The organism is Streptomyces sp. TSRI0107 (assembly GCF_001905845.1).
Taxonomy (GTDB): Bacteria; Actinomycetota; Actinomycetes; order Streptomycetales; family Streptomycetaceae; genus Streptomyces.
This window is the reverse complement of the sequence record NZ_LIVZ01000014.1, coordinates 209,265-225,811: the sequence shown is the minus strand read 5'-3', so window position 1 is coordinate 225,811 and position 16,547 is coordinate 209,265. Positions and strand designations below refer to the sequence as shown.

Here is a 16,547-nt window from a genome sequence, read left to right as displayed (position 1 = left end):
CCGAGGGTGAGGACGGTGGCGCGATGACCGAGTACGAGCGTTCCCGCACGATGCCGGCGCAGCCGGAGCATGTGTTCGACCAGGCGGCCAATGTGGGGCAGCTGGACACCTGGTTGCCGGGCGAGTTGCATGTCGAGCCGGCGGGGCTGCCCGCCGTGACGGTCCACGAGGACCGCACCGACGAGGACACCTCCGCCCTGCTGCGGAGCCGGCCCGAGCAGATGCGGATCGAATGGGGCACGCGCGACCAGGGCAGCTACGCGGGCTGGTTGCAGGTCGCGGGGATCGGGAGCGGGGCCAGCGAGGTGACGGTGCACCTGTCGTTCTTCGACGAGGGCCACGATCCCGGCGAGCAGGCGGTGGGTGAGGCCCTGGACAGCAGCCTGCGGCGGCTCGAGGAGCAGGTGCGGCTGCGGGTCGACAACACGGCGGGCTGAGGCATGGCCGCGCGGGCCCGGTCGTACGCCGTCGCCGCGTCGGGTGAGTGGACCGACGAGGAGGAGGGCCGCAGGCGGCTGCCCGCCGGGGAGGTGCACGCCTGGGAGCCGGGCCGGAACGAGACGGTCTGCGGGCTGTCCCTGAGCCGTTCCCGCCTGGCCCGGTTCTCGCACGTCGCCTGGCAGGACGTCTTCCCGGAGTCCGGGGGCGCGGCGGACGAGGTGCGGCGCGTCTGCCCGCGGTGTGCGGCGGGCGCCGGTCGCAGGGGGAGGGACGCGCGGCCTCGGTGGCGGCGTGTCGACCCTCGGCCGTGAGCCGGGGCGGGCTCCGCCGGGGGCTGGCCGCCTTACGAGTCCTCCGCGACCCCGGGTCACGTTCCGAGTCCTCCGCGACCCCGGGTCACGTTCCGAGTCCTCCGCGACCCCGGGTCACCTCACGAGTCCTCCGCCACGTGCAGCACCAGCAGGGCGATGTCGTCGGACCGCTGGCCGGTGCTGCCCTCCTTGCGCAGCAGGTCGTCGATGAGCGCTTCCAGGTCGTGGACGTCGGCCTGGGCGAGGTGGCCGGCGAGGCGGGCCAGGGAGTCGTCGATGTCGACGCCGGGCGTCTCCACGAGGCCGTCCGTGTAGAGCAGCAGTGTCAGGCCGGGGGTGAGCGGGACCTCGGTGAGCGGGAAGACGACGTCGGGGTCGATGCCTAGGAGCGGTCCGGGCCGGACGTCGACGGGGCGTGTGGTGCCGTCGGGCAGGCGCAGCAGCGGCGGCGGGTGGCCGGCGCTGGCCAGGGTGGCGCGTCCGCGGCCGAGGTCGAGGTGGGCGTAGAGGCAGCTGGTGAACAGGTCGGGGCTGAGGTCGGTGACGAGCCGGTTGGTCGCGGCGAGGACCTGGTCGGGTGGGGTGCCGACGGTCGCGTGGGCGTGGACCCCGGTGCGGACCTGGCCCATGAGGGCGGCCGCGGCGACGTTGTGGCCCTGGACGTCGCCGATGACGGCCGCGGCGGCGGTGTCGCCGAGCCGCAGCAGGTCGTAGAAGTCGCCGCCGACCTCCATGCCGCGGGTGGTGGGCAGGTAGCGGGCGGCGACGTGCAGGCCGGGGACGGGAGGCAGGGTGCGCGGGAGCAGCGTCTGCTGGAGGCCCTGGGCGAGTTCGTGCTTGGTGTCGTACAGCCGGGCCCGGTCGAGGGCGTGGGCGATGAGGCCGGCGAGGGAGGTCAGCACGGCGCGTTCCTCGGCCGGGAAGTCGTGCGGCTGGTCGTAGGAGAGGATCCAGCAGCCGACGGGACGGCCGGAGATCACCAGCGGCAGGAAGGCCCAGGCTTGTTTGCCGCTGACCAGCGGCGCCTCGGGGTAGGTGCGCCGCATCTCCTCCAGGTTGGCGAAGAACGCGGGGATGCCGCTGCCGATGGCGCGTCCGGCGGGGGTGAAGGACGTGTCGAGGGGCAGGGCGTCGAGGCGTTCGATGGTCCCCCGGTCGTAGCCCCGGTAGCCGGTGATGCGCAGCCGGCCCGCGTCGGCGGCGGACAGGACCAGGCCCTGGGCGCCGAAGGCGGGCATGATCTGGTCGGCGATGAGATCGATGACGTCCTGGACGCCGACGACCTCGGTGAGCGCGGCGGCCAGGTGCATCAGGTGGTAGAGCCGGCCCACCCGCGACGGTGTCACGGAGCGGCTGGAGCGGCGGGGCGCCGGTGCGGGCGGGGGTGGCGTGCCGCTGGGCACGATACGGACGCTGATGCCGCTGACGTCCGGGTAGAGGTGCAGGTCCAGCCAGGTGTCCGGCGGGCGGCAGGCGGTGAACGAGACGGGTTCGCGGCTGAGTACCGCGGCCCGGTAGTGGTCCTCGTAGGTGGGATCGTCGAGCCAGCGCAGGGACTGCCAGGGGCGGGTGCCGAGCAGCTGGCCTGCCTCGCGGCCCAGCAGTTCGCAGGCGCCGGCGCTGACGTAGGTGAAGCGTCCCTCCAGGTCGAGGGAGCAGCTGCCGCCGGGCAGGCGCTCGACGAAGTCGGCGGCGGCCATGGTGGGACCCGCGGAGTCGTCGTGGACGGCTCCGACGGTGACCGCGCGGGGTGCGCCGCAGCGGGCGGCCGGGCTCCCGCCTCGCTCGACGCGCTCCTCCAGGACGTGGGCCAGCCGCCGGCAGCTGGCCTGGATGTACCGCCGCTCCCGTCCGGTCATGTACACGGGCCGGTGCGGTGGCCACATCAGCAGCAGGACTCCCCACCGGCGCCGGCCGGTGACCGGGGCGGCCGCCAGCGCGAGGGGGTAGGGCAGCGCCAGCGCGCTGCGCGGATAGGAGTGCGCCAGCTCCTCCTGGCTGCCGACCCACACCAGGCGGTCCTGCCGGGCCGCGTCGGCCACGGGTGCGGGTGAGGCGAGCGCCACCCTCACCCAGGGCCCGGCCATCTCCGTGGACACTCCGGACAGCAGCTCCAGGCAGAGCACCCGCTCGTCGGGGTCCAGGAGGTACAGCGCACCGATGGACGCGCCGATCTGGCGGACCGTGTCCGCGAACGCGGTGTCCAGTTCGTCACGCGCGATGGCTTGTTCGTCGCGCCGGCCGACTTCGTCGCGCTCGGTGGCTTCGGCGCGCTCGGTGGCTTCGGCCTGCTCGGTGACTTCGGCGCGCTCGCCGGCTTCCTCGTGCTCGGTGGCTTCGTCGTGCCCGCCGGCTTGGTCGTGCTCGGTGGCCGGATCGTCCATGCTGCCGCCCATACCGGGACGTTACGCCCGTACGCCGCTGTCGGCACGCCGTTCCCGCCGGCCGGTCACAGGCTCGTCAGCAGCTGCGGCGACAGATTCTTGATCATGGTGTTGGTCCAGCGCATCTGCCGCAGGGTCCGTGGATGGCAGTCGGAGACCACCGCGAGCAGCTCCTGGTCCCGGCGGGCCTGGGCGACCTGCGCGAGCATCTCCCAGTAGAGGGAGTTCTCGGCCGCCGCGAGGTGCAGTTCCCGCAGGTCGCGCAGGAGGAGCAGGCCGGCTTCGGTCCGGTGGCCGAGTGCTTCGGCGGTCTTCTGCCGCAGGGCCGACACCGGGCCGCCTCCGGGCGACGCGACCGGGGAGTCGTCGAGGTCGAGGCCGTGTGCCCGGCCCGCCTCGGCGAGGCGGCGGACGTGTTCGCCGGACCAGCGGGCGAGGTCGGTGGCGACGTGGTGGATCTCGTGCTCGGTGCGGTGGCGTTCGGCCACGGCGGTCAGCTGCCGGGCGAGGTGCCGCTCGCCGTGGTGGAGCGACCTCAGGACGAGGGTGACGCCGTTCGGCTTCACTGGGCAGCCCCCTTCCGAGAGTCCCCGGGAGCCGTACGGCCGTCCCCGGAAGCCGTACGGTCGTCCCCGGCGCCGGCGGCCGACCGGGTGACGTGGGTGACCATGGCCGACGGTCCGCCGGTGGTCGCCGGTGCCGCGTCGGCGCGAACGGGGGCGGACGCGGTGGTCGTCGGGGCGGGCGCGGTGTGGCCGTCGGCGGGGGCGATGAGCCGGAGGGCGGCCGCCGCGGTCTTGAACAGGGGCTGCTTGGAGACGGGGTCCCAGTCGGTGACGATCGCCTCGTTCGCGGCCCGGCCGGGCGTGTCGCCGTCGGGGCCGTGGCCGCCCTCGGTGTCCCAGTAGCCGTAGTGGAACGGCACGAACAGCAGGCCCTGCCGGATGCCGGTGACCCGCAGCCGCCCGCGCAGGGCTCCGCGCGGGGTGGAGACCTCGACCAGGTCGCCCTCGTCGAGTCCGAGCGCGACCGCGTCGGCGGCGGAGGCCTCCACCCACACGTCGGGGGCCGCCGCGTTCAGCTGGGGCGCCCGCGCGGTCTTCGTCCGGGTGTGGAAGTGGTAGACGGTGCGGCCGGTGGTCAGCTGGAACGGGTGCTCCTCGTCGGGCACCTCGTGCGGTGGCAGGTAGTCGGCCGCCTTGATCACGGCTTTGCCGTCGGGGTTGAGGGAGCGGTACTCGGTCACCTCGCTCGCGGCGCCGGTCACCAGGTCCTTCCCGTAGGACTCGCAGACGTCGGGGTGGGCCCAGGTGATGCCGTCGGTGTAGAGGCGATCGGTTCCGTCGGGTGCCTCGGCGGTGCACGGCCACTGGATGCCGCTGCCGCCGCGCAGCCGGTCGTGGGTGAGACCGGTGTAGTCGCACGGCCGGCCCTCGCTGCACCGCTTCCACGCCTCGAACGCGGACTCCGGGTCGTCCCAGGTGATCAGCGGCCCGCCGGCCTTGTCGCGGAAGTCCATGCGGGCCGCGTAGTCGAGGAAGATGTCGAGGTCCGGGCGGGCCTCGCCGGGCGGTTCGACGGCCTTGTCGGACAGGTGCACGGTGCGGTCGGCGTTGGTGAAGGTGCCGGTCTTCTCGCCCCACGTCGCGGCGGGCAGGACGACGTCGGCGAGTTGCGCGGTCTCGGTGAGGAACAGGTCCTGGACGACCACGAAGAGACGGTCCTGGGCGAGGATCGAGCGGATGCGGGACAGTTCCGGCAGGGACACGGCCGGGTTGGTGCCGCTGATCCACAGCATGCGGATCGAGCCCTGCTCGGCGTACCGGAACATCTGCATGGCGTGCGTGGGCGGGGCGTAGTGCGGGATGGTCTCCGGTTCGACGTTCCAGATACGGGCCAGGTCGGCGACGTGGTCGTCGTTCTGCCAGTTGCGGAACCCGGGCAGGTCGCCGTCGGCACCGCACTCGCGGGTGTTCTGCGCGGTGGGCTGGCCGTTCATCTGCAGCACGCCGGCGCCGGGCCGTCCGAGCATGCCGCGGATCAGGTGCAGGTTGTTGACCTGGACGGCCGCGGCGGTGGCCTGGTGGGACTGATAGACGCCCTGGAGGACGGTGGACAGCAGCCGGTCGGCGGTGCCGAGCAGTTCGGCCGCCTCGCCGATCCGCGCGGCGGGTACGTCGCAGATCCGGGCGGCCCAGGCGGGGGTGCACTCCTTCACCCGGTCGGCCAGTTCCTCGAAGCCGACGGTGTGCGACTCGATGTAGGCGTGGTCGATCCGGTCCGTGCGGATGACCTCGTGGAGGAGGGCGTCGAGCAGGGCGACGTTGGTGCCGACGCGGGGTGCCAGGTGGACGGTCGCCTCGCGGGCCACCCGGGTGGGCCTGGGGTCGACGCACACCAGGCGGGGCGGGTCGCCGCCCGCCAGGCGGTCGAGCACGCGCATCCACTGCACGGGCTGGGTCTCGGCGAGGTTGTGCCCGAACAGGGCGATGACGTCGGCGTGGTCGATGTCGTCGTAGCTGCCCGGCTGTCCGTCGCAGCCGAAGGACTCCTTCAGCGCCTCGGCGGCGGTGGCGGTGCACAGGCGGGTGTTGCCGTCCAGGTGGTGGGTGCCGAGGCCGGCGCGGGCCAGTACGGCGAGCGTGTAGTACTCCTCCAGGAACAGCTGCCCGCTGGTGTAGAAGCCGATCGATCCCGGCCCGCGTTCGTCCAGCAGGTCCCGCGAGCGGGTGACGATCCGCTGCATGGCGGTGTCCCAGTCGGACTCGACGAGGCGTCCGTCCTGCCGGACCAGCGGGCGGGTCAGGCGGTCCGGGGAGGCGTTGGCCTGCCAGGCGAAGAGGTCCTTGGGCCCGAGGCGGCCGCGGTTGACGCGGTCGTCGGGCCGGCCGCGCACCCCGGCCATCCGTCCGTCCACGACGGCGATGTCCATGGCGTCGCCGTCGGAGTGGAGGATCGACGCGGTCTGCACCCACCGCTCCACCCGGCCGGGGTCGACGCCCTCCGCCAGGTAGGTGTCCACGCGCACCGGCCAGGGCTCGTGCCGTCCGTGCGGGGTCCGGCTGCCCCAGGGCTGTGCGATCCGGTCGACCGAAGCGTCCACGTGTCCTCCCGGCGGGTGGGCGGAATGCCGGTACAGGCGTTCCGCGTGTCCCCCGGTACCCCACGCGGCTGCCGGATAACGGTCCTGCGCACCAGGCCTCACGGCCCTGCGCGAGGCCTCAGGGCTGTCCGCCGGCCCGCCTCACACCTCCCCTCCGCCAGCCCGTCTCCCACCCCCTCCACCAGCCCGCCTCACACCCCCTCCCCCAACCGCCTCCCCACCCGCGCCGCCGTCTCGCGCAGCCAGATGTGGGCCGCGTCGTGCGTGTGCACGGGGTGCCACCACAGCGCCTCCCGCAGCGGCACCGCCTCGTACGGCGGCTCCAGTACCCGGACGGCGGCGAGCGGGGCGAGGCGGTGGGCGAGGCGTTCCTGGACCAGGGCGATCCGCCGGGTGCCCGCGACCAGCAGCGGCAGCAGCTGGAAGCTGTCGACGGAGACCTCCACGCGCGGTTCCACGCCGAGCATGCCGAGCTGGCGTACGGCCGGGGCGTCGTAGGTGCGCTGGTAGGTGACCCACGGCAGCCGGGCCAGGTCCTGCCGGGTGAGCCGGTCCCCCACGCCGGGGTGGTCGTCGGCGACGAGGAAGACCCAGCGGTCGTCGTACAGGTCGGTGGCGGGGAAGTCGCTGATGACGCCGTGCGGCATGAGCAGCCCGTCGGTGGCGCTGAGCAGGGTGGCGGTGTCGTCGACGACGGTGGGCGGGGTCTGGGTGAAGCGCAGCCGGATGCCGGGCGCCTCCTCGTGGACGACGCGGGCGAGTTCGGCGCCGAAGACGGCGACGGCATAGTCGGAGGCGAAGAGCCTGAACTCGCGGCTCTCCTGGGCCGGGTCGAACTCCGCCTGGCTGGCGAAGAGGCGTTCCAGCACGTCGTAGGCGGTGGCGGTGCGGTCGAGGAGGACCTGGCCGAGCGCGGTCAGCTCGTAGTGGCCGCCGACGCGGGCGAGCAGGTCGTCGTCGAAGTGCCGGCGCAGCCGGGCCAGGGCCGCGCTCATGGCGGGCTGGCTGAGGCCGACGCGCTGTCCGGCGCGGGTGACGTTGCGTTCCTCGAGGAGGGCGCGCAGGGCGACGACGAGGTTGAGGTCGAGGCTGGCCAGGTTCACGGGACTTCCCTTTGCGCTGCGGAGCCGGTCGGGGACCAGGGGCCGGCCTGGTGAGGCATCGACGCGGTGGATGCCGGTCATCCACGGAATCTATTTCCCTGATCACGGGTGGCGGGTCCAGATTAGTCACACCGCAATCAGGAGGACATGTCCGTGAAACCTGTGTCCACGTCCGCGCCCTTCGCCGGACCCTTCGCCCTCGGCACGCTCTCGGCCCCGGACGGGCCCGCTTTCCCCGCTCTCGTCACTCCCGACGGCCAGGCCCTGAACCTGCGGGTCACCTTCGGGGAACCGCACTTGACGGTTCGTGACCTGCTGGACCGCTGGGCGACGGCCCTGCCCCGGCTGCGGGAGCTGGCCGCCGACACCGCCACGGACCGCACGCCGCTGGAGCGGCTGACCGTGCACGCGCCGGTCGCTCCCCGGCAGGTGTTCCAGTCGGGGGCGAACTACCGGCAGCACGTGATCGACCTGCACGTGGCGCACCGCGACCGGTCCGACGGGCGGTCGGACGAGGAGGCGCGGGCCGAGGCGGCGGAGATCATGGACCGCCGGGCGGCCGAGGACCTGCCGTACGTCTTCATCGGCCTGCCCAGCGCGATCACCGGCCCCTACGACGACGTCGTACTGCCCGACTGGGCCGAGCAGCCCGACTGGGAGCTGGAGCTGGCGGTCGTGATCGGCCGGCCCGCGCACCGGGTTTCGGTGGCGGACGCGCTCGACCACGTCGCCGGGTACACCATCGCCAACGACCTCACCGACCGGGCGACCGTGTTCCGCCGGGACATGCCGCAGATCGGCACCGACTGGCTGCGCAGCAAGAACGCGCCCGGCTTCACCCCGCTCGGCCCGTGGATCGTGCCGGCCGAGTCGATCGCGGACCCCGATGACCTGCGGGTCACGCTGAAGCTCAACGGCGAGACCATGCAGGACGAGTCCACCAAGGACATGATCTTCGACGTCGCCCGGATGGTGTCGTACGCCTCCCGGACGGCCCGCCTGCTCCCCGGCGACCTGGTCCTCACCGGCAGCCCCGCCGGGAACGGCATGCACTGGGGGCGGCTGCTGCGCGACGGCGACGTCATGGACGGCGCCATCACCGGCCTCGGCGCCCAGCGCACCCGCTGTGTCGCGGAGGCGTCGTGAGCCCCGGTGACGTGAACCCCGGCGACCCCGAGGGCGCGATCGCCGAGGCCGCGAAGGCGTACTCGAACTGGGGCCGCTGGGGCGAGGACGACGTGCTCGGCACCCTCAACTTCCTCGACGAGGCCAAGCGCCGCGAGGGCGCGGCCCTGGTCCGGCGCGGGGCCGGCTTCTCGCTGTCGCAGCGGTTCGACATGAACGGCCCGCAGAGGGGCTGGCGGCGGCGCACCAACCCGGTCCACACGATGCTGGACACCGGCACCGACGCCGCCCTCGGCAACCAGGGCTTCCCGCACGGCATCGGCGGCGCCGACGACGTGATCGCGATGCCGTTGCAGTGCTCCACCCAGTGGGACGGGCTCGGGCACATCTTCGACCACGGCAAGGCGTGGAACGGGCGGCCCGCCGAGCGGGTCGTCACCTCCGACGGCGACCTGGTCACCGGCATCGAGCACATGGCGCCGCTCGTCGCGGGCCGCGGGGTGCTCCTGGACGTCGGCCGGGTGGTCGGCGAGGACGGGGAACTGCCCGACGGCTTCGCGATCACCGAGGAGCATCTGCGCGCGACCGCCGAGGCGCACGGAGTGGCCGTCGGCCGCGGCGACCTCGTCGCCGTCCGCACCGGACAGCTCGCCCGCGTCCGCCGTGACGGCTGGGGCGACTACGCCGGCGGGCCCGCGCCCGGTCTGTCGTTCACCACGGCCGGCTGGCTGCACGGCACGGAGATCGCCGCGATCGCCACGGACACCTGGGGCTTCGAGGTGCGGCCCAACGAGTTCGAGGGCGCCTTCCAGCCGCTGCACCAGGTCGCCATCCCCAACATGGGCCTGCTGATCGGCGAGATGTGGGACCTGGAGGCGCTGGCCGAGGACTGCGCCGACGACGGCGTGTACGAGTTCTGGCTCACCGCCGCTCCCCTGCCGATCACCGGGGCGGTCGGCTCGCCCGTCAACCCGGTCGCCGTCAAGTGATCCCGGCCCGGAACAGCCTCCAACGAGCAAGAGGAACAAGGGAGTTCCCCATGACCCGACCCCGCACGGTCCTCGTCGTCGGCGGCGGAGCGACCGGCAACGCCGTGACGATCCTGCTCCGCCGCGCGGGCCTCGCCGTCGACCTGATCGAGGCGAAGGACGACTGGAACGCCACCGCCGGCTCCGGCATCACCCTCCAGGGAAACGCCCTGCGCGTCCTGCGCGAACTGGGCGTCTGGGAGCGGGTGAAGGAATCCGGCTTCGCCTTCGGCTCGGTCGGGATCACCGCGCCCGACGGCACCGTCCTGCACGTCCAGCGCGATCTGCGCACCGGCGGCGACGACCTGCCCGCCACCGTCGGCATGCAGCGCCCGCAGCTCCAGCGGATCCTGATCGACGCGGTCCGGGCTTCCGGCGCCACCGTCCGCCTGGGCACTCGCGCGGAGATCCTCGAGCAGGACGACGACGGCGTCCGCGTCCGCCTCGGCGACGGCACCGAGACCCGCTACGACCTCGTGATCGCCGCCGACGGCCTGGGCTCGGCCACCCGCGCCGCGATCCGCGTCCTCGAGGGACAGGGCGGCGCCCTGCGCCAGGGTGGGAACAGCTGGTGCGCGCCCTGGACCAGGGGCTGGCGGGCGTGGAGATCTCCAGCCACGCGCCCGGCCGCGAGCTGTCCGACCCGGCGTACGAACCCTTCTGGGCCCGCGCCGAGGAGACCGGCGCGCTCCTCTTCCTGCATCCGTTCGGCTGCACGCTCGACGAGCGTCTGGACCGGTGGTACCTGTCCAACACCGTCGGACAGCCCACCGAGAACGCCGTCGCCCTCTCGCACCTGATCTTCTCCGGCGTCCTCGACCGGCACCCCGGTCTGAGGCTGATCGCGGCGCACGGCGGCGGCTATCTGCCCACCCACATCGGCCGCTCCGACCACGCCTGGTCCGCCCGCTCCGACGCGGGTGCCGCCTGCGCCCACCTGCCCAGCAGCTACCTCAAGCGGCTGTATTTCGACTCGCTCGTCCACGACCCGCACGTCCTGCGCGAGCTGGTGCGGGTCGCCGGCGCCGACCGGGTGCTGCTCGGCTCCGACTTCCCCTTCGACATGGGCAGCGACGACCCCGTCGCCGCCCTGCACGCCGCCCGCCTGTCCGACGCCGACTTCCACGCCGTACGCGGCGGCAACGCCGCCGCCCTCCTCTTCAAGGAGTGACACCATGCGCCTGCTCACCCATCTGCGGCACGTCGACCTCGCCGTGCCGGACTACGCCAAGCAGCTCGACTTCTACGCCGGTGTCTGGGGCCTGACGAAGGTCGCCGAGGACTCCGGGATCTCCTTCCTCGCCGCCGAGGGCTCCCCGGAGCAGTACGTCGTACGGCTGCGCAAGGCCGACGAGAAGCGGCTGGACCTGGTCTCCTACGGGGCCGCCTCCCGCGAGGACGTCGACACGCTCGCCGAGCGGCTGCTGGCCGGCGGCGTGCGGCTGATCTCCCGGCCGGGCAAGGTCGACACGCCTGGCGGCGGCTACGGCTTCCGCTTCTTCGACGTCGACGGCCGCACCATCGAGGTCTCCGCCGACGTCGAGGTCCGGCAGCACCGCAGGATCGAGGAGAAGGAGTCCATCCCGGTCAAGCTGTCGCACGTCGTCCTCAACTCCCCCGACCTGGACCGCACCCGGCGGTGGTACGAGGAGCACCTGGGTTTCCGGCTCTCCGACACGCTCAGCTCGCCGCACCTGGGCGAGGTCATGCACTTCATGCGGATCAGCAACCAGCACCACTCGATGGCGCTGGCCAAGGGCCCGCACACCTCCCTGCACCACATCTCCTTCGAGATGCGCGGCCTCGACGAGTACATGCGTGGCTCCGGCCGTGTGATGCGCGCCGGGCTCAGGAAGATCTGGGGCCCGGGCCGGCACATGGCGGGCGACAACACCTTCACGTACTTTCTCGACCCGCACGGCAACACCGTCGAGTACACCACCGAGCTGGAACTCCTCGACGAGGACACCTGGCACCCGCACGTGTACGACTTCTCGCAGCCCGAGGTCACCGACCAGTGGGGCACCGCGAACCCGATGAACGAGCTGGTCGCGAAGGAGTCCTTCAACGACCCGGACCGCGGCGTGTTCGTCGCCCCGCCGGTGTGAGGCCGCGATGCGCACAGCCACCTATCTGCACGCCGGCCGCCGCCGGTGCGGGATCGTCGAGGGCGACTTCGTACGGGCGCTGCCGGAGGGCACCTCGCCCCTGGACGCGCCCGGGGTGCGGCCGTCGGGCCCTGCGGTGCCGCTGGCGGACGTGACGCTGCTGCCGCCGCTGGAGCCCGCCACCGTCCGCGACTTCGTCACGTTCGAGGAGCACGTGGACGGCGTCCGGCGCTCCGTCGACGGGGACGCCGGGGTGCCCGAGGCCTGGTACGACGCCCCGACCTTCTACTTCACCAACCCGTACGCGGTCGTCGGCCCGTACGACGACGTGCCCGTGCCGCCGGGCTCGCGGGTGCTGGACTTCGAGCTGGAGGTCGCGGTCGTCGTCGGCCGCGCGGGCCGCGACCTCACGCCGGAGCAGGCCCGCGACCACATCCTCGGCTACACCATCCTCAACGACTGGTCGGCCCGTGACCTCCAGTCACGCGAGATGCAGGTCCGCCTCGGACCGTGCAAGGGCAAGGACACCGCCACCACCCTCGGCCCGTACCTGGTCACCGCCGACGAACTGGAGCCGTACCGGGACGCGGACGGTTTCCTGCGCCTGGCGCTGACCGCCGAGGTCAACGGCGAGGTCGTCGGCCGGGACCTGCTGTCCAACATGAGCTGGACCTTCGAGGAGATGGTCGCCTACGCCTCGCGCGGCACCTGGGTGCGACCCGGTGACGTGCTCGGCTCCGGCACCTGCGGCAACGGGGGCTGTCTCGCCGAGCTGTGGGGGGTGCGCGGGGAGCAGTCGCCGCCGCCGCTGCGGCCCGGCGACACGGTCACCCTCACCGTCGAGGGCATCGGGTCCGTGTCCAACACGGTCGTCGCCGGCGTCGATCCCGTGCCGCTGCCCACCGGGCGGCGCCGGTCCCGGGAGCGGCCGTGACCGAGCCGTACCGCGAGAGACTGCTCGGCAAGGTCGTGGTCGTCACCGGCGCCGCCCGCGGCCAGGGAGCCGCCGAGGCCGGCCTGCTCACCCGCGAGGGCGCCCGCGTCGTCGCCACCGACGTGGCCGAGGCGCCCGGCTGCCGCCGTCTCGACGTCACCAGCGAGCGGGAGTGGGCCGCCCTCGCCGCCGAGCTGAAGGAGGCGTACGGGCGGGTGCACGGCCTGGTGAACAACGCGGGCGTCACCTGGCGGGCCCGCGTCGGCGACGTACGGCCCGAGGACATGGCGCGCGTGCACGCCGTCAACGTCACCGGGCCGCTGCTCGGCATCCAGCACCTGGCCCCGCTGATGCCGCCGGGGTCGGCGGTCGTCAACGTCGGCTCGTCCGCCGCGCTCACCGCCCACTACCCGGTCGCCTACACGACCAGCAAGTGGGCACTGCGCGGCCTGTCGAAGACCGCGGCCCTGGAACTCGGGCCGCGCGGCATCCGCGTCAACACCGTCCACCCCGGCTACATCGAGACGGACATGACCGCCTCCGCCGCGCCGGCCTTCCGGGAGGCCAACATCCGCGAGACCCCGCTGGGCCGCACCGGGACGGCCGCCGAGGTGGCCCCGCTGGTGGTGTTCCTGCTGTCGGACGAGTCGTCGTTCATCACCGGCGCGGAGATCCCCGTCGACGGCGGGCTGACCGCGCACGGCGGGGTGAAGTCGGTGTCCGACGCGCTGCGCACGGAGGCCGGCCCATGAGACGGCTAGGGGGCCTGGTCTCCGGCACGGCCCGCGGCCAGGGCCGGGCGGCGGCGCTGCGGTTCGCCGCCGAGGGCGCGCTGGTCGTCGGCGGCGACCTGCGGCACGAGGAGGCCCTGGAGACCCAGCGGCTCATCGCCCGCGACCGCGGTACGGCCCTCACCCCGGGCCCGCTGGACGTGACCGGCGAGGACTCGGTGCGGTCGGCGGCCCGCTGACCGGCCCGCGCCTCACACCGCGGTCGCGGTGACCGGCCCGCGCTGCTGGAACTGGGTGCGGTACAGCTCCGCGTACCGCCCGTCCGCCGCCAGCAGCGTCTCGTGCGTGCCGCGTTCGACGATCCGGCCCTCCTCCACGACGAGGATCTGGTCGGCGGTCCGGACCGTCGACAGGCGGTGGGCGATCACGAGGGCGGTGCGGTCGCGCAGCGCCTCCGTCAGCGCCTCCTGGACGGCCGCCTCGGAGGTGTTGTCCAGGTGGGCGGTGGCCTCGTCGAGGACGACGACCCGCTGGCGGGCCAGCAGCAGCCGGGCGATGGTCATCCGCTGGCGTTCGCCGCCGGAGAGCCGGTAGCCGCGTTCTCCGACGACCGTGTCCAGGCCGTCGGGCAGCGCGTGGACCAGCGTGTCGAGGCGGGCCCGGCGCAGGGCGTCCCACAGCTCCTCGTCCGTCGCCTCGGGGCGGGCGAGGAGGAGGTTGGCGCGGACCGTGTCGTGGAAGAGGTGGCCGTCCTGGGTGACCATGCCGAGGGTGCCGCGCAGCGAGTCGGCGCTCAGGTCGCGCACGTCGACGCCGCCGACCCGCACGGCGCCCGCGTCGACGTCGTACAGACGCGGCAGCAGCTGCGCGATCGTCGACTTCCCGGCGCCCGAGGAGCCGACCAGGGCGACGGTCTGGCCGGGTTCGGCGCGGAAGGAGACGCCGTGCAGGACCTCGGTGCCGCCGCGGGTGTCGAGCGAGGCGACCTCCTCCAGGGAGGCGAGGGAGACCTTGTCGGCGGACGGGTAGCCGAAGCGGACGTCGTCGAACTCGACGGTGACCGGGCCGTCCGGCACCGGGCGGGCGTCCGGCCGGTCCTCGATGAGCGGCTTGAGGTCGAGCACCTCGAAGACCCGCTCGAAGCTGACGAGCGCGCTCATCACCTCCACGCGGGCCCCGGCGAGCGCGGTGAGCGGGGCGTAGAGCCGGGTGAGCAGCAGGGCCAGGGAGACCACGGCGCCGGGTTCCAGGGTGCCGCGCAGGGCGAGGGTGCCGCCGAGGCCGTAGACCAGGGCGAGGGCCAGGGCGGACACCAGGGTCAGCGCGGTGATGAAGGCGGACTGGGCGGTCGCGGTGCGGATGCCGATCCCGGCGACCCGGCGGGCCCGGTCGGCGAACTCGCGGGACTCCTCCTCGGGCCGGCCGAACAGCTTGACCAGGGTGGCGCCGGGAGCGGAGAACCGCTCGGTCATCCGGGTGCCCATCGCCGCGTTGAGCGCGGCCGCCTCCCGCTGCATCCGGGCCATCCGCCGGCCCATCCGCCGGGCGGGCAGCACGAACACCGGCAGCAGCACCAGCGCGAGCAGGGTGACCTGCCAGGACAGGGTGAGCATCACGGCGAGCGTGAGCACCAGGGTGACCAGGTTGCTGACCACTCCGGACAGGGTGTTGCTGAAGGCCCGCTGGGCGCCGATGACGTCGTTGTTGAGACGACTGACGAGCGCTCCCGTACGGGTACGTGTGAAGAACGCGACCGGCATGCGCTGCACATGATCGAACACAGCCGTCCGCAGATCGAGGATGAGCCCTTCGCCGAGTCTCGCCGAAAGCCTCCTGGCGAGGATGCCGAGCGCCGCCTCCACGACCGCGATGAGCGCGATGAGCAGGGCGAGCCGTACGACGGTGCCCTCGTCGCCGTCCGACACGATCGCGTCGACGACCAGCCCGGCGAGCAGGGGCGTGGCGACGGCGAGCAGCGCGGTCACCACCCCGAGCAGCACGAACACGGCGATCCGGCGGCGGTGCGGGCGGGCGAAGGCGCCGATGCGGCGCAGCGTGGCGCGGTCGAAGGGGCGGCGTTCCTCTTGGGCGTTGAGGACGCTGTGCAGCTGCGTCCAGGCCGTGGTCTCCATGCTCATGACGTCGACGGTAGAACCTCGACCAATGTCGAGGTCAAGACCGGCCGGACGGGTGTCCGTAAGGCGGCGTCCCCGCATCCGCAACCCGCGGTTGAGGCGGCACGGAGAACCTCTCCCGATGTGACAGCGATACGGCTCTCCCGGCGCCTCCCGGTCCGCACCGTCCTGTGTCTGCTCCCGCTCGCCCTGGTCGCGGTGCTGGCGGTGCGGCACCGGGCCGTGCTCGCCGAGGGGTTCGGCCATCTCGCGACGGCCCGCTGGCCGTGGCTGCTGGCCGCCGCCGGGGCGACCTGTCTGACCTGGGTGGCGGCGGCCGTCACCCGGCAGGGCGCGGTCGTGGAACGGCTGCCCCGGTGCCGGCTGCTCGCCGCCCAGTTCGCGGCGGGCGCGGCCAACCACATGCTGCCCAGCGGGCTGGGGGCGAGCGCGGTCAATCTGCGGTTCATGACGGTGTGCGGGCTGCCGCTCGCCCGGTCCTCCGCCGCGCTGGCGCTCTATCTGCTGGCGGAGAGCGTCGGGCGGGTGGCGCTGCTGGCCGCCCTGCTGATCGCCTTCCCGGGCGCCCTGCGGCTCGGCTCCCTGCTCCCGGAGGGCGCGATCGGCCCGCTGCTGCTCACGATCGGCGCGGCGGCCGTCGTGGCGGCGGTGGTGCTGGCGTGCGTACGGCGGCTGCGGGCGGCCGTCGGCTCCTTCCTGCGCACCGCGCTGGGCGAGGCGCGCACGATACACAGCCGCCCCTCGCGGGCACTGGCGCTGTGGGGCGGTTCGCTGGCCTTCCCGGCGCTGCAGGCGGCGGTGCTGGTCGCGGTGGGGCGGGCGCTCGGTCTTCCGGTGCCGCTGTGGCACATGGCGGTCGCGTATCTGGCGGCGACGGTCGCCGTCGCGCTGATCCCGACGCCCGGCGGGATCGGCTCGGTGGAGACGGCGCTGATCGTGGCGCTGGTGGCGGCGGGCGGCCCGGCGGCCGTGGCGACGGCGGTGGTCCTGGCGTTCCGGATCATCACGGTGTGGCTGCCGCTGCTGCCGGGGGCGCTGACGCTGGGGGCGCTGGTGCGGCTGAAGGTGATCTGAGGGCGGGGCGTCGGCCCGTGTGGGAGAGTGCGCCCCGTAGCGCTCCGCAGCGCGCCACAGCGCTCAGCAG

14 protein-coding genes and 2 pseudogenes are annotated in these 16,547 nt (G+C 73.6%); 11 read left to right on the top strand and 5 right to left on the bottom strand.

The window, feature by feature from the left end:
* Positions 1 to 23: 23 nt before the first annotated feature.
* Together AMK31_RS33165 and AMK31_RS33160 are read left to right on the top strand one after the other, a co-directional pair.
* Entirely contained in the window at positions 24 to 437 is a 414-nt protein-coding gene (locus tag AMK31_RS33165) for an SRPBCC family protein (RefSeq protein WP_073944423.1), read from the top strand.
* Between the two features lie 3 nt (positions 438 to 440).
* Positions 441 to 752: a hypothetical protein gene (locus AMK31_RS33160; RefSeq protein ID WP_073944422.1), complete on the top strand. Its 312-nt coding sequence runs from the start codon at positions 441 to 443 to the stop codon at positions 750 to 752.
* A gap of 119 nt (positions 753 to 871) precedes the next feature.
* On the opposite strand, the gene AMK31_RS33155 is transcribed toward AMK31_RS33160, so the two are convergent.
* From AMK31_RS33155 to AMK31_RS33140, 4 genes are all read right to left on the bottom strand, one after another.
* Positions 872 to 3,148 (bottom strand): SpoIIE family protein phosphatase, encoded by a 2,277-nt coding sequence (locus AMK31_RS33155; protein ID WP_241842798.1) that lies wholly within the window; start codon positions 3,146 to 3,148, stop codon positions 872 to 874.
* A gap of 53 nt (positions 3,149 to 3,201) precedes the next feature.
* A complete protein-coding gene (locus AMK31_RS33150; RefSeq protein WP_073944421.1) occupies positions 3,202 to 3,702 on the bottom strand; it encodes a hypothetical protein in 501 nt (166 codons plus the stop codon).
* Complete coding sequence (locus tag AMK31_RS33145; protein ID WP_073944420.1) at positions 3,699 to 6,239, bottom strand: molybdopterin oxidoreductase family protein; 2,541 nt, start codon at positions 6,237 to 6,239, stop codon at positions 3,699 to 3,701. The genes AMK31_RS33150 and AMK31_RS33145 overlap by 4 nt, the downstream gene beginning before the upstream one ends.
* Before the next feature lie 191 nt (positions 6,240 to 6,430).
* Positions 6,431 to 7,342: a LysR family transcriptional regulator gene (locus AMK31_RS33140; RefSeq protein ID WP_073944419.1), complete on the bottom strand. Its 912-nt coding sequence runs from the start codon at positions 7,340 to 7,342 to the stop codon at positions 6,431 to 6,433.
* A gap of 147 nt (positions 7,343 to 7,489) precedes the next feature.
* Here AMK31_RS33140 and AMK31_RS33135 point away from each other — a divergent pair, with 147 nt between their 5' ends.
* The 8 genes and pseudogenes from AMK31_RS33135 (at position 7,490) to AMK31_RS33100 (ending at position 13,507) form a co-directional block, all read left to right on the top strand.
* Positions 7,490 to 8,488, top strand: coding sequence for a fumarylacetoacetate hydrolase family protein (locus tag AMK31_RS33135; protein WP_073944418.1), 999 nt, complete (start codon positions 7,490 to 7,492; stop codon positions 8,486 to 8,488).
* A gap of 11 nt (positions 8,489 to 8,499) precedes the next feature.
* Positions 8,500 to 9,456 (top strand): cyclase family protein, encoded by a 957-nt coding sequence (locus AMK31_RS33130; protein ID WP_073944501.1) that lies wholly within the window; start codon positions 8,500 to 8,502, stop codon positions 9,454 to 9,456.
* A 50-nt stretch (positions 9,457 to 9,506) separates the two neighbouring features.
* Positions 9,507 to 10,017, top strand: a pseudogene (locus tag AMK31_RS33125) (FAD-dependent monooxygenase); the annotation flags it as partial.
* Between the two features lies 1 nt (position 10,018).
* Positions 10,019 to 10,666 (top strand): annotated as a pseudogene (locus AMK31_RS33120) (amidohydrolase family protein); the annotation flags it as partial.
* Positions 10,667 to 10,670: 4 nt separating this feature from the next.
* Positions 10,671 to 11,603 (top strand): VOC family protein, encoded by a 933-nt coding sequence (locus AMK31_RS33115; protein WP_073944417.1) that lies wholly within the window; start codon positions 10,671 to 10,673, stop codon positions 11,601 to 11,603.
* A gap of 7 nt (positions 11,604 to 11,610) precedes the next feature.
* The gene (locus AMK31_RS33110; RefSeq protein ID WP_073944416.1) at positions 11,611 to 12,537 is read left to right on the top strand and encodes a fumarylacetoacetate hydrolase family protein; all 927 of its coding nucleotides are present in this window, start codon (positions 11,611 to 11,613) and stop codon (positions 12,535 to 12,537) included.
* The gene (locus AMK31_RS33105) at positions 12,534 to 13,289 is read left to right on the top strand and encodes an SDR family NAD(P)-dependent oxidoreductase (RefSeq protein ID WP_073944415.1); all 756 of its coding nucleotides are present in this window, start codon (positions 12,534 to 12,536) and stop codon (positions 13,287 to 13,289) included. Before AMK31_RS33110 ends, AMK31_RS33105 begins: the two co-directional genes overlap by 4 nt.
* Positions 13,286 to 13,507 (top strand): SDR family oxidoreductase, encoded by a 222-nt coding sequence (locus AMK31_RS33100; RefSeq protein WP_198948619.1) that lies wholly within the window; start codon positions 13,286 to 13,288, stop codon positions 13,505 to 13,507. Before AMK31_RS33105 ends, AMK31_RS33100 begins: the two co-directional genes overlap by 4 nt.
* Positions 13,508 to 13,519: 12 nt before the next feature.
* On the opposite strand, the gene AMK31_RS33095 is transcribed toward AMK31_RS33100, so the two are convergent.
* Positions 13,520 to 15,406 (bottom strand): ABC transporter ATP-binding protein, encoded by a 1,887-nt coding sequence (locus AMK31_RS33095; protein ID WP_073944414.1) that lies wholly within the window; start codon positions 15,404 to 15,406, stop codon positions 13,520 to 13,522.
* A 171-nt stretch (positions 15,407 to 15,577) separates the two neighbouring features.
* Between AMK31_RS33095 and AMK31_RS33090 the strand changes: the two genes are divergently transcribed.
* On the top strand, positions 15,578 to 16,477 hold the full coding sequence (locus AMK31_RS33090) for a lysylphosphatidylglycerol synthase transmembrane domain-containing protein (RefSeq protein WP_073944500.1): 900 nt from the start codon (positions 15,578 to 15,580) through the stop codon (positions 16,475 to 16,477).
* Positions 16,478 to 16,547 lie beyond the last annotated feature (70 nt).